The organism is Roseiterribacter gracilis, assembly GCA_018332375.1.
Lineage (GTDB): Bacteria > Pseudomonadota > Alphaproteobacteria > BOG-932 > Roseiterribacteraceae > Roseiterribacter > Roseiterribacter gracilis.
In genome coordinates, this window is sequence record BOPV01000001.1 from 1938402 (window position 1) to 1949152 (window position 10751).

At 64.7% G+C, this 10751-nt stretch carries 12 protein-coding genes; 3 read left to right on the forward strand and 9 right to left on the reverse strand.

Going from position 1 to position 10751, the window contains the following annotated elements; genetic code table 11:
• Positions 1-15: 15 nt before the first annotated feature.
• Entirely contained in the window at positions 16-1374 is a 1359-nt protein-coding gene (locus TMPK1_RS09630; protein WP_420242770.1) for an MFS transporter, read from the reverse strand.
• On the reverse strand, positions 1374-3056 hold the full coding sequence (locus tag TMPK1_RS09635; protein WP_420242771.1) for an FAD-dependent oxidoreductase: 1683 nt from the start codon (positions 3054-3056) through the stop codon (positions 1374-1376). Before TMPK1_RS09635 ends, TMPK1_RS09630 begins: the two co-directional genes overlap by 1 nt.
• An 88-nt stretch (positions 3057-3144) precedes the next feature.
• On the opposite strand from TMPK1_RS09635, the gene TMPK1_RS09640 reads away from it, so the two are divergent.
• On the forward strand, positions 3145-3453 hold the full coding sequence (locus TMPK1_RS09640) for a UBP-type zinc finger domain-containing protein (RefSeq protein WP_420242772.1): 309 nt from the start codon (positions 3145-3147) through the stop codon (positions 3451-3453).
• A 97-nt stretch (positions 3454-3550) separates the two neighbouring features.
• Positions 3551-4288 carry a DoxX family membrane protein gene (locus tag TMPK1_RS09645; protein ID WP_420242773.1) on the forward strand — a complete coding sequence of 246 codons (738 nt, stop codon included), beginning with the start codon at positions 3551-3553 and terminating at the stop codon, positions 4286-4288.
• Positions 4289-4387: 99 nt separating this feature from the next.
• On the opposite strand, the gene TMPK1_RS09650 is transcribed toward TMPK1_RS09645, so the two are convergent.
• Together TMPK1_RS09650 and TMPK1_RS09655 are read right to left on the reverse strand one after the other, a co-directional pair.
• Positions 4388-4930, reverse strand: coding sequence for a carbonic anhydrase (locus TMPK1_RS09650; protein ID WP_420242774.1), 543 nt, complete (start codon positions 4928-4930; stop codon positions 4388-4390).
• Positions 4931-4946: 16 nt separating this feature from the next.
• Positions 4947-5693, reverse strand: coding sequence for an SDR family NAD(P)-dependent oxidoreductase (locus tag TMPK1_RS09655; protein WP_420242775.1), 747 nt, complete (start codon positions 5691-5693; stop codon positions 4947-4949).
• A gap of 212 nt (positions 5694-5905) precedes the next feature.
• Here TMPK1_RS09655 and TMPK1_RS09660 point away from each other — a divergent pair, with 212 nt between their 5' ends.
• Positions 5906-6790 (forward strand): LysR family transcriptional regulator, encoded by an 885-nt coding sequence (locus tag TMPK1_RS09660; protein WP_420242776.1) that lies wholly within the window; start codon positions 5906-5908, stop codon positions 6788-6790.
• A gap of 87 nt (positions 6791-6877) precedes the next feature.
• Here TMPK1_RS09660 and TMPK1_RS09665 read toward each other — a convergent pair whose 3' ends face one another.
• Genes TMPK1_RS09665 through TMPK1_RS09685 form a run of 5 tightly spaced genes read right to left on the reverse strand, consistent with a single transcriptional unit; the run spans position 6878 to position 10749 of the window.
• Positions 6878-7216 carry a site-specific integrase gene (locus TMPK1_RS09665; RefSeq protein WP_420242777.1) on the reverse strand — a complete coding sequence of 113 codons (339 nt, stop codon included), beginning with the start codon at positions 7214-7216 and terminating at the stop codon, positions 6878-6880.
• Positions 7213-7605: a RidA family protein gene (locus TMPK1_RS09670; protein ID WP_420242779.1), complete on the reverse strand. Its 393-nt coding sequence runs from the start codon at positions 7603-7605 to the stop codon at positions 7213-7215. Before TMPK1_RS09670 ends, TMPK1_RS09665 begins: the two co-directional genes overlap by 4 nt.
• The gene (locus TMPK1_RS09675) at positions 7602-8027 is read right to left on the reverse strand and encodes an acyl-CoA thioesterase (protein ID WP_420242780.1); all 426 of its coding nucleotides are present in this window, start codon (positions 8025-8027) and stop codon (positions 7602-7604) included. The genes TMPK1_RS09670 and TMPK1_RS09675 overlap by 4 nt, the downstream gene beginning before the upstream one ends.
• Positions 8024-9610: an AMP-binding protein gene (locus tag TMPK1_RS09680; RefSeq protein WP_420242781.1), complete on the reverse strand. Its 1587-nt coding sequence runs from the start codon at positions 9608-9610 to the stop codon at positions 8024-8026. Before TMPK1_RS09680 ends, TMPK1_RS09675 begins: the two co-directional genes overlap by 4 nt.
• Positions 9607-10749 (reverse strand): acyl-CoA dehydrogenase family protein, encoded by a 1143-nt coding sequence (locus TMPK1_RS09685; RefSeq protein ID WP_420242782.1) that lies wholly within the window; start codon positions 10747-10749, stop codon positions 9607-9609. Before TMPK1_RS09685 ends, TMPK1_RS09680 begins: the two co-directional genes overlap by 4 nt.
• Positions 10750-10751: the final 2 nt, after the last annotated feature.

Consider the following 10751-nt stretch of genomic DNA (forward strand, 5'->3'; position numbering starts at 1 on the left):
CTGCCACCTCGTTTTTCAACGTTGCGGGTTGCGCACCAACAGCAAACCCGCAGCCGACGCAGCAACCGCCATTGCAGCTGCGCCCAACACAGCGATGCGGAAATTCGCGACGAAGCGGTCTTCGGTCGCATCGGCGAGCGCAAAGCCCAGCACCGCAACCGCCAGCAAGCCGGCAATGCGCGCGACTGCATTGTTGATGCCCGACGCCGATCCGGCATGGTCCGCATCGACCGAGGCCATCACCGTCGTCGTCAACGGCGCCACGCTGAGCGCCATGCCGCAAGCCAACAGCAACAGCGCGGGAAAAATCACGCGCCAATACTCGATGTCGGCCGACGCGACGCGCGCGAACAAGGCGAAGCCGATTGCAGCGGTGAACGGACCGATCGTCAGCAACAAACGCGGGCCGGTTTTTTCCGCCAGCCGTCCGGTCGAACGCGACGCAGCGCCCAGGATCAAGGGCAGCGGCAACAACGACGCGCCCGCCACCGTCGCGTCATAATGGCCGACGCGGATCAGCAGATAGGGCAGCAACACGAACAAGCCGCCCAGCGCCGCATAGAGAAAGAAGGTCAGGATGGTGACGCCGACAAAGGTCGGGGTGCCGAACAGCTTGACCGGCATCATCGCAATCTTGCCGGTGCGCGCCTCGACCAGCACGAACACGATCAGCAGCACGATCCCAAGCGCGATTGCGCCCCACGCAAACGGTCCCGCCATCGCCGTCGACGCAATCGTCAGCCCCCACGTCAGCGCCGCGAGACCCGCCGTGGCCAAGCTTGCCCCCACCCAGTCCAGCGGTGCTGCATCGTGCCGGCGATGTTCTTCGACATAGCGCAGGCTGAGAAAAATCGCGCCCAACGCCAGCGGCACGTTGATGAAAAAGATCGCGCGCCAACTGACGGAATCGACCAGCCACCCGCCCAGTACCGGACCAATCGCGCCGCCGATTGCGCCGACCGCCGACCAGGTGCCGATCGCACGGCCGCGCGCTTCGCCGTCGAACGCAATGCCGATCAAGGCGAGACTGTTCGGCATCAACATTGCGCCGCCGATTCCTTGCAACACGCGGCCTGCCAGCAAGAGCGACAGGCTCGGCGCCAAGGCGCACAAGATCGACGCCGCGGTGAACAGAATCGTGCCCCACACGAACAAGCGCCGCTTGCCATAGCGATCGCCGGCTGCACCGAACAGCAGCACCAGCGCACCCAAGGGCAGCGCATAGGCATTGATCATCCAGCTCGTCGCTGCAGCCGATGCGCCGAAGGCGTTTTGAATCGTCGGCAGCGCGACATTGACGACCGAGCCGTCGATGAACGCCAGGCTGGAGCCGAGAATCGTCGCTGCCAGCGTCGCGGTCTGGCGACTGAGCATCAGCCGTCGGTCGGATGCAGGAACTGGTGCACGGCCTGAATCACGACCGATCCCTCACCGACGCCCGACGCAACGCGCTTGACCGATCCGGCGCGCACGTCGCCAACCGCGAAAATGCCCGGCCGCGTGGTTGCGTAGGGCGACGATAGCGGCACGCCGTTCGAATCCTTGCCGGTGCGCACGAATCCCTTGCCGTCGAGTTCGAGACAGCCATCGAGCCATTCGGTGTTGGGTTCGGCACCGATCATCACGAAGATATTGCCAACCTCGTTGGTCGCGCTGTCGCCGCTTTTGCGGTTGGTCCAGGTGACTTTGCGCAACCGCTCGTCACCGTCGAGCCCGGTAATTTCCGTATGCGCATGCAAGGTGATGCGCGGCGACTGCTCGATCCGCTGCACGAGATAGTCGGACATGGTCGCCGCCAGCCCGCTGGCGCGTACCAGCACATGCACGTGAGCGCAGGTGCGCGACAGAAACACCGCGGCTTGGCCGGCGGAGTTGCCGCCACCGACGACGATCACATGCTCGCCGCCACACAGCTGCGCTTCCATCGCGGTCGCGGCGTAATGAATGCCCTGCCCTTCGAACCGGTCGTAATTCTCGACATCCAGCTTGCGATAGCGTGCACCGGTCGCAACCACCACGACGCGCGCCTGAATCCGCTGCCCGTCTTCGAGCTTGAGCGCATAGGGGGATGCTGCGCAGTCGACGCCGGTTGCGGCGCGCGCAATCGCCAGCCGCGCACCGAATTTCTGCGCCTGCACCTGCGCGCGCCCGGCCAGGGCCTGGCCTGAAATACCGGTGGGAAAGCCGAGATAATTTTCGATCTTCGAACTGGTGCCAGCCTGCCCGCCCGGCGCCATGCCTTCGACGACGATTGTCGCAAGACCCTCGGATGCTGCGTACACGGCCGCAGCAAGTCCGGCTGGGCCGGCACCGACGACGGCAACGTCATAGACATGCGACGGATCGATTTGCTCGGTCAGACCCAACGCGTCTGCCAGCTCGGCCGTCGGCGGATTGCGCAGCACGCGATGGTCGGGCGTGATCACGACCGGCAGCTGATCTGCGGTCAGGTTGAAACAGTCGAGGAAGCCTTCGGCATCGGGATCGATTTCGGTGTCGAGCAGACGATGCGGATAGCCGTTGCGCGTCAGAAACCGTTCCAGCCGCAACGTCTCACCCGCATGGCTGGGCCCGATCAACACGACGCCGCCCTGGCCGTGCCGGATCAAACCGACGCGACGCAAAATGAAAGCGCGCATGATGATTTCGCCGATATCCGGCTCGCCGGTTACCAGGCGGCGAAAATTTGCACGCTTGACCCGCACGACGCGGCAGTCGTTGGCCGCGCGCGCCGACACCAGAATTTCGCGGCTGTTGAACAGATCCAACTCGCCGGTGAATTGCCCCGGCCCGTGGACATGCACGACGTTCTGCGAACCGTCTTCGTCGGATTCCAGAATTTCAACGTTGCCGGCGACGACGAGGAAGAAATCGACGCTGCGCTGGCCGCGCTCAAACAACATCGTGCCCGCGTGCAACGATTCTTCGCTGCCATACGAAAAGGCACGTGCCGCCATCTCGGAACTAAGCACCGGAAATGTCTGCGCCCCGCGCGCATAGGGATCGGCGGGATCGAGATCTGCTTCAGTCGTCGTGTCGGACGCCATATTGGACATGGGCGCACCGTACGGTCGCGCGGTGACGACGGCAACGCGCGAGCGATTTGATCTGCTACGCTGCGGCCAACAGCAGAGGATCGGTCAAATGAGCGATGATTGTTCTCACCTGGACACGATCCGGACTGTGACGCCCAGCGCGCTTGGCTGCGAGGAATGCCTGAAATCGGGCAGCGAGTGGCTGCATCTGCGGCTGTGCCGGACGTGCGGCCATGTCGGATGCTGCGACCAGTCGCCCAACCGGCACGCGACGAAACATTTCCACGCCACCCAGCATCCGATCATCGAAGGCTATGATCCACCCGAAGGCTGGGGCTGGTGTTATATCGACGAGGCCTTCTTCGATCTCAGCGATCGCGCCACGCCGCAAAACGGGCCGATCCCGCGCTTTTACTAAGACCGCAAAGCCCTAACCGCGAGGCCAGATCTTAAGCCCGCCTTCCCGGGGAATAGACACGGCGCCTAGCCTGTCGCCAACCGGAACGGGGATGCAGATGCAGCGCGCAAATATCGTGTACGGGGCGGGTGCGATCCTGCTGGGCGTGATCGGACTCGTCGTCGGCGACTTCGCAATGCAGTGGCAGCCGGTGCCCGCCGACATTCCCGGTCGCGCACTTCTTGCCTATGTCGCTGCTGCTGCCTTGTTGCTTGCGGGCGTCGTCACGTTGATCCCGCGCACCTCGACGCGCGGCGCGGGCGCGCTCGGCGTACTCTACGCGCTGTGGGTCGTGCTGCTGATGTTGCCGCGGCTGGTCGTGCAACCGTTGCAACTCATCCGCTGGAACGGGCTGGCTGAAATTCTCGCCCTCGCTGCCGCTGGTGCGGTTGCGTATGCGGTGGTGAAGCCGGCGCTGCTGCGTCCCGCCCGTCTCGCCTTTGGTTTTCCGCCGCTGATCTTCGGCACCGCGCATTTCGTCTATGCCGACTTCACCGCCTCGATGATTCCGACCTGGATTCCGGGACCGTTGTTCTGGGCCTATGCAACCGGCTGTTTTCACATCGCCGCCGGCCTGTCGATGTTGAGCGGCGTGCTGGCGCGCCTGGGCGCCACCTTGCTGGCGACGATGTTCGCGGGCTTTGTGCTGTTGCTGCATGTGCCGCGCGTCGTGCACGAAACCGGCAGCCGGCTGGAATGGACGATGTTGGCAATCTCGACCAGCCTGACTGGCGCTGCACTGATCGTCGCTCTCTCCTATCGCGGTGAACGCTCACTGGTTTCGCTGCGCCCGTAACGCGATCGCCGCCTCGCAACTATCCGATGCTGCGCTTCGCCAACATACCGGCGCAGGTCGAAATCAACTGCGCGCACCAGCCTGGTTAGGGATTTCAAACTACACCGCCCGCAACGGCGCCGGTGGAACAACGAGTTCGATCTTCCCCGTCGCAACGTCATAGACCATCCCCGACACGGTCAGCGCATCGGGCAGACGCGGATTGGCGCGCAAAGCCGCGACGTCGATCGCCACCGCGCGATACGGATCGGTGATCGCAAACGCCTCGCCGAGCCCCTCTTCCGCTGCGCCCATATAGTTCGCGACCAGACCAGGCGCGTGATGATAGCAGCCGACGATGCCGCAATCCGTGTGATGCAGCAGAACTAGGTTCCAGCCCGCACCGACTTCTTGCCCGCCGACGCGGGACACGGTGCGCAAGATCGCCATCGTCTCCAGCAACGCTGGATTCACGCGGCCGCCGACATTGCGGATGATCGCCGTCTCGCCCGGTTCGAGTTGCAAGACGTCCAACGGGTCGACGCGGGGATCTACGCAACCAACGATCATGGTTCGTTGCGTCGGCAGGATTTTCAGGCTGGCGTTAAATCCGTCCGCGGCGAAGGCAGCATTTCGCTGCAGCATTGTTTCGACGAAGTTCATGTCAATCTCCATTCGCTCAGGCGGCTTTGGGCAGGCGGGTCGACATCATCGCCTGCACCGCTTTCGGGTCGGCGGTGAATTTCTGGTACATGCCGCGCGACTGCGCGCCCGCGACGATCTCGTCGCTGGTGCCGGCTTCGATCGCGTCGAGCGCATCGGCGACGACTTCGTGCGGGGTCATGCGCGGTTCCGGCAATTTCGCGCCCATCGCCGTGTCGGTCTGCACCGCGAACACGCCGACCACTTGCGTGTGTTGTGCGCCGAGTTCAGCCCGCAGACTGCGCGTCAGCGACAGGCTTGCCGCTTTGGATGCCGAATAGGTCGCCGCCATCGGCAGGCTGATCAGCGCCAGCATCGACAACATGTTCAGCACCGCACCGCCGCCCGAAGCAGCCAAGGAAGCTGCGAAAGCGCGCGTCAGTTCGAGCGTGCCGAAATAATTGACCTCCATCTCGCGCCGCGCGTCGTCGATCGTCGGCGCCGACAGCGCACCCTGGAATGCGGCGAAGCCGGCATTGTTGATCAGCAAGGTCACGTCTTTGGCGACGCCGGCCGCGGCAGCGACTTGATCCGGATCGGTGACGTCGAGCGGCAGCGGCACGAGACGGCGATCGCCGCTCTTCAACAGCTCGCCGAGCGAAGCCGTGTCGCGGGCTGCGACATAGATCTTGGCGGCACCACGAGCCAGCAGTTCGGCGACATAGGCGCGGCCGATGCCGCCATTGGCACCAGTGACGAGAACGACGGAGCCGGAGATTTTCATGACGATGATCCTTCGAAGAAGAGAAGCAGTTTGCCGGGCGGTGACTTGTCGAAAGCGGCTCTACCGAGCGTTTCCGACTGGTTTGTCGCCCTGTTCGATGACGTGAAGGTCGCTTTTTGCCCGCCGGCCCAGTAGCCGTTCTCTTCGTCTAGGATTTATCCCGGCCCAGCATAGATGGGCGCCGGACCGCGATTCAGGGAAAGGCGCTTGTCATGAAAGACATCCCGACGCTCAGGCTCTACACGCGCGTGGCGCGGCTCGGCAGCTTCTCGGCCGCGGCGCGCGAGACCAATCTGGCGCAGTCGCAAGTCTCGCGCATGATCGCCGATCTCGAAGCTGGGCTTGGCGTGCGTCTCTTGTCGCGTACCACGCGCGCGGTCGTACCAACCGAAGCCGGCATAGAATTCCTGGCGAGGATCGAGCCGATCCTGGCCGCGCTCGACGATGCCGAGAACAGCGTGCGCGAGACCGGCGAGCTGCGCGGACGGCTGCGTATCGCGATGCCGTCGATCTTCGGCATCCGCGTTCTGATCCCGCGCCTGACGAAGTTCATCGAGCGGCATCCCAAGCTGCATCTCGAAACCATCCTCGAAGATCAGTGGCAGGATCTGGTGCGCGGCGCGATCGATATCGGCTTTCGCGTCGGTGAGTTGCCCGACGCGTCCGGCACGGCCAAGCTGATCGGCAAGATGCACCGCATCACCGTCGCAGCGCCGTCCTATCTGGAAAAGCACGGCACGCCCGCCACACCCGCCGAGCTGCATCGCCATCGCATCATCGTCGGTCCGCACGCGATGCATGCGTCGTCGTGGCAGTACCGGCGTGATGGGCGCACCGACACGATCGACGTGGAACCGCATTTCACGACCAACGATACGTCTGGCGCACTGGCTGCGGCGACGAGCGGTCTCGGCCTCACCTCGACCACGACCTGGGCGTCGAAGCGCGAGCTCGATAGCGGTGCCTTGGTGCGCTTGTTACCGGCCTGGACGATGGCGGAGCTGCCAGTGCACGCCTATTTCCCGCTTGGCCGCGCCACCCGCGTCGCAGCGCGCGTCTTCGTCGATTTCGTTAGCGAAGAATTCGCGCGCGATTAGCGCACCCGGCGCGTACGCAAAGCTTCGCCGCCGGCGCGTTGAACCAACAAAACGACCTTGCGCATGGATCACCTCACGAGGTGAAACCTAGCGCACCGCCTGGCTGTTCCCCAGTGCGGCAAAGCCTGACAGGGTCAGGCGCGACGTGGTTGGGCGCAGCGTCTCGGCGTCGTCCAAGGTAGCGCGAATGCGCGGATCCTCGGTCGGTGCGGCGTGGCCGGCGATTAGGTGGGCGTAGCGGATCGCGGCGATACGGCGGCCGATCGTGGGCACGGCCAAGCCGCGCTGCATCTCGTGCTGCACGAAGCGCAGCACGGTGGCGCTGTCGGACGGCAACCAGCTGCGACCGGTCGATTCACACCAATCGCGGAAACTCTGAAAGTCGTTGCCGTATTGTTTCACGGTCCGGGAAGTCAGTGCCTTCATGGCAGCACCGCGGTCGCTTCGATTTCGACTTTGGCGCGCTCTTCGACCAGCGCCACCACCTGCACCACCGACATGACGGGAAAGACTTTGCCGAAGGTCGCGCGATAGACAGCGCCGATTTCGCGCAGCCGCGTGCGATAGGCGACCATGTCGGTCACGTACCAGGTCAGACGCACGATCTGTTCGGGCGTGCCGCCGGCCGCTGCCAACACGGTGCGGATATTTTCCAACGCGATGCGCGTTTGTTCGACGAAATCGTCGGTTTCAAACACGCATTTCTCGTTCCAGCCGATTTGCCCCGACAGGACGAGATAGCGGCCGGTCGCGACCATGCCGTTGGCATAGCCGCTGGGACGCGGCCATTCGGCGGGCTGCACGGTTTCGATCATGACGGCTCCGATTGCGGCACGAGAAATTTTTCCATCGCCGCGCGCAGCGCGTCGGGGATGGGGCAGGATTGCAGCGGTTCCAACGACACGAAGGCGACGACGAGACGGATCCGCACCCGCTCTTCGCCACGGCACGAGACAACGATGCGCAGATCGACCCGGCTACGCCCGATCGAGGTGACGTCGAGCGCAAAGCGCAGGCGATCGCCGAGCCGGCTCGCTTTCACGAAATCGGTCTCGATCCGCACCGCCGGCACGCCGTGCTCGCCTTCGAGATGCAGCTGGTGGAACGAGGTGCCCAGCTCGGCTTCGAACCATTCTTCGACGGTCTGGTTCACCATCTCGAAATAGCGCGGGAAGAACACGATGCCGGCGGCGTCGACATGAGCGAAGCGCACGGTGATGTCGGTGGTGAAGCTCATGACGCACGCCGCTCGCGGTCACGCAGCACGAAGCGCTGCAGCTTGCCCGACTCGTTGCGCGGCAGCGCGTCGAGGAATTCGATCCGACGCGGATATTTGAACGGCGCGATCGTCGCTTTGACGAAATCCTGCAGCTCGCGCACCAACGCTTCGTCGCGCGGCCGGTCGTCAGCCAGACAGACGAAGGCTTTGACCACCATGCCGCGCTCGCCGTCGGGCGATCCGACGACCGCACATTCGCGCACCGCCGGATGCAGCAGCAACGCTTCTTCGACTTCGGGGCCGCCGATATTGTAGCCCGAGGCGACGATCATGTCGTCGCTGCGGCCGTGATACCAGAAGTAGCCGTCAGCATCGCGGTGATACGTATCGCCGGTGATGTTCCAGCCGTTCGCCACGTAGTTTGCCTGGCGCGCATCGTCGAGATAACGGCAACCCGTGGGACCGCGCACAGCAAGCCGGCCGGGCGTGTCAGGCGGCAACTCGTTGCCGTCGTCGTCGAGAATGGTGGCGACATAGCCGGGCACCGCCAGCCCCGTCGCACCACGGCGGATTTTACCCGGTGCCGCCGAGATGAAGATGTGCAGCATCTCGGTCGCGCCGATCCCGTCGATCAGACTGTGGCCGGTCGCTTCCAGCCATGCGTCGAAGGTCGCAACCGGCAAATGCTCGCCCGCCGAAACGCAGGCGCGCAGGCTGGTCCAGTCGGCACGCCGCGCATGTTTGAGCAGCGCGCGATAGGCCGTCGGCGCGGTCATTAGAATCGTTGGATTCATGGTTGCGATCGCATCGCCGAGAAGTTCGGGCGCGGCACTCGGCAGCAGAATCGACGCAGCGCCATAGCGCGCGGGAAAGATCACATGCGCGCCAAGTCCGAAGGTGAAGGCCAGCGGCGCGCTGGACAGAAACAGATCGTCCGGCTGCACGTTCAGGATCGAGCGCGGGAAACAATCGGCGATGGCCAGAATATCGCGATGGAGATGGACGGTCGCTTTGGGCGCGCCCGTCGTACCCGAGGTGAAGGCCAACAGCGCCGGATCGTCGGCCGCGGTCGCGACGGTCGCAAACCCGCCCGGCACGTCGCGCGCACGACGATCGAGCTCGGCATTGCCGTCGCCTTCAGCGGTGAAGGTCAGGATGGTCTTGCAGACACCGTCCAGCTCGCTGCGCAAATCTTCTTCGCACAGCGCCAGGTCGGCGCGCGCCTTGTCGGCGATCACCGACAATTCGCGGTTGCGCAGCAACGGCATCGTCGCCACCACCACGCCGCCCGCTTTCAGCACGCCGAACCAGCACGCCGCCAACATCGCCGTCGTCCGGCCGCGCAACAGCACACGACCGCCTGTGACCAACCCCGCCTCGACCAGCACCCGCGCGATGCGCGACGACAGCGCGTCGATCTCGCCATAAGTCCAGCGCCGCGCCGGCGTGTGGAACAACACGCGATCGGCAGGTGTGTGGCCGAGCAACTCGGCGGCGGCGTTGAGCTGCGCCGGGTACTGCAATTCAGGGCGGTCGAACAGAAAGTCCGGCTGCGCCGACGGCGGCGGCAATCCATCCAGCACGTAGCGATCGGCGATCATGCGCGGCCAGCCAATGTCTGGCGCGCGATCACGATCTTCTGCACTTCGCTGGCGCCTTCATAGATGCGCAGCGCGCGGATCTCGCGATAGAGGCGTTCGGTGATGTTGCCGCGCACGACGCCGTGGCCGCCGAAAATCTGCACCGCGTCGTCGATCGCGCGTTGCGCCGCTTCCGTGGCGAAGAGTTTGGCGATCGCAGCTTCGCGCGTGACCCGCCCCGTATGCTGATCGGCCAGCCAGGCGGCGCGATAGACCAGCAAGGTCGCAGCGTCGACGTCGACCGCCATGTCCGCCAGCTTGCCTTGGATCAGTTGCAGCTCGGCCATCGCGTTACCGAACAGCTGGCGCTGCGCTGCGCGCTGCACCGACTCGTCCATCGCACGCCGCGCAAAGCCCAGCGCCGCCGCACCGACCGTCGAGCGAAAGATGTCGAGCGTCCCCAGCGCGATGCGCATGCCCGCACCCGGTTCGCCAATGCGCGCCGAGTGCGGCACGCGGCAATCGGTGAAGCGCAACGTTGCCAGCGGATGCGGCGCAATCACTTCGATGCGCGCTTCGATCTCGAGGCCCGGCGTCTTTGCATCGACGACGAAGGCCGTGATTCCTTTCGACCCGGCGCCAGTTCGCGCGAAGACGGTGTAGAAATCGGCGATGCCGCCGTTCGAGATCCAGGTCTTGCAGCCGTTCAGCACGTAGCCGTCCGCTGTTTCGTCCGCAGTCATCGCCATCGCGGCGACGTCGGAGCCCGCTTCGGGTTCGGACAAAGCGAAGGCCGCGATCGCGTCGCCGGCCGCAACGCGCGGCAACCATTCTGCACGTTGCGCGTCCGTGCCGAAGAACGAGATCGGTCCCGCACCCAGCCCCTGCATCGCGAAAGCAAAATCCGCGAGTCCGTCGTGATAGGCCAACGTCTCGCGCGCGATGCACAGGCTGCGCACGTCGACATGCCCGTCTTTGCCGGGCACCGTATGCTGCAACCACCCGTCACGGCCCAGGCGCTGCACCAGATCGCGGCACGTCGCGTCGACGTCGCTGTCGTCATGCGCCGGCAGCGCCGCCGCCCAACCCTGCAGCCTCGCGGCGAAGGCGCGATGCGGCTCGTCGAAGAACGGCCAAGTAAGATCGGGCTGCGCCGGCATCG

What these genes read in the sequence shown, in the direction of transcription:
- TMPK1_RS09630 (WP_420242770.1), bottom strand. Translation starts at nt 1,374, where the DNA reads ATGCTCAGTCGCCAGACCGCGACGCTGGCAGCGACGATTCTCGGCTCC.
- TMPK1_RS09635 (WP_420242771.1), bottom strand. Translation starts at nt 3,056, where the DNA reads ATGTCCAATATGGCGTCCGACACGACGACTGAAGCAGATCTCGATCCC.
- TMPK1_RS09640 (WP_420242772.1), top strand. Translation starts at nt 3,145, where the DNA reads ATGAGCGATGATTGTTCTCACCTGGACACGATCCGGACTGTGACGCCC.
- TMPK1_RS09645 (WP_420242773.1), top strand. Translation starts at nt 3,551, where the DNA reads ATGCAGCGCGCAAATATCGTGTACGGGGCGGGTGCGATCCTGCTGGGC.
- TMPK1_RS09650 (WP_420242774.1), bottom strand. Translation starts at nt 4,930, where the DNA reads ATGAACTTCGTCGAAACAATGCTGCAGCGAAATGCTGCCTTCGCCGCG.
- TMPK1_RS09655 (WP_420242775.1), bottom strand. Translation starts at nt 5,693, where the DNA reads ATGAAAATCTCCGGCTCCGTCGTTCTCGTCACTGGTGCCAATGGCGGC.
- TMPK1_RS09660 (WP_420242776.1), top strand. Translation starts at nt 5,906, where the DNA reads ATGAAAGACATCCCGACGCTCAGGCTCTACACGCGCGTGGCGCGGCTC.
- TMPK1_RS09665 (WP_420242777.1), bottom strand. Translation starts at nt 7,216, where the DNA reads ATGAAGGCACTGACTTCCCGGACCGTGAAACAATACGGCAACGACTTT.
- TMPK1_RS09670 (WP_420242779.1), bottom strand. Translation starts at nt 7,605, where the DNA reads ATGATCGAAACCGTGCAGCCCGCCGAATGGCCGCGTCCCAGCGGCTAT.
- TMPK1_RS09675 (WP_420242780.1), bottom strand. Translation starts at nt 8,027, where the DNA reads ATGAGCTTCACCACCGACATCACCGTGCGCTTCGCTCATGTCGACGCC.
- TMPK1_RS09680 (WP_420242781.1), bottom strand. Translation starts at nt 9,610, where the DNA reads ATGATCGCCGATCGCTACGTGCTGGATGGATTGCCGCCGCCGTCGGCG.
- TMPK1_RS09685 (WP_420242782.1), bottom strand. Translation starts at nt 10,749, where the DNA reads ATGCCGGCGCAGCCCGATCTTACTTGGCCGTTCTTCGACGAGCCGCAT.